2 protein-coding genes are annotated in these 494 nt (G+C 80.0%); both read left to right on the forward strand.

The window, feature by feature from the left end; all coding sequences use genetic code 11:
- A partial coding sequence (locus GTR00_RS22430; protein ID WP_166613665.1) for a hypothetical protein occupies window positions 1-233 on the forward strand: 233 nt, incomplete at its 5' end.
- Between the two features lie 74 nt (window positions 234-307).
- Window positions 308-494: hypothetical protein (locus tag GTR00_RS22435; protein WP_166613664.1), on the forward strand; the 187-nt coding region annotated here is incomplete at its 3' end.

Below are 494 nucleotides of genomic sequence, written 5' to 3' on the forward strand. Positions count from 1 at the left end.
CCGCCGGCTCGTCCCCCGCCGCGCGCCCGCCCTCGCGGCCGGTGGCGCGCTCGGCGGGCAGCCGACCCGTCATCAGCCTGGCGCCCGGCGACCGCGTCACCCACGACACCTTCGGGCTGGGCACCGTGCTGCGGCTGGAGGGCGAGGGCGACAAGACCGTCGCGCACGTGGACTTCCGCGGCGAGGGCACCAAGCGCCTGCTGCTGCGCTACGCGCCCGTCGAGAAGCTCTGAGGCGCCCGCCCCCGGCGGGGCGGCTGCGGCGCCCGGGGAGGCGCCGGGCCCGGGTCCCTGCCAGCGTGGTGGGCGTGACGGACGCGGGTGGCCGGGAACCCCGGCGCTGGGACGAGAAGCGGTTCGCGGCGGCCCTCGGGCTGTTCCTGGGCCTGGGGGTGGTGCTGGGCGTGCTCCTGGACAGGGTGGGCCTGGGCATCTCGCTGGGCCTGGTCGGCGCGGTCCTGGCCGGCTACGGCCCCCGCCGGGGCGGGCGGCGCC

Origin of the sequence: Kineococcus indalonis, assembly GCF_009906395.1 — a bacterium.
GTDB lineage: Bacteria > Actinomycetota > Actinomycetes > Actinomycetales > Kineococcaceae > Kineococcus > Kineococcus indalonis.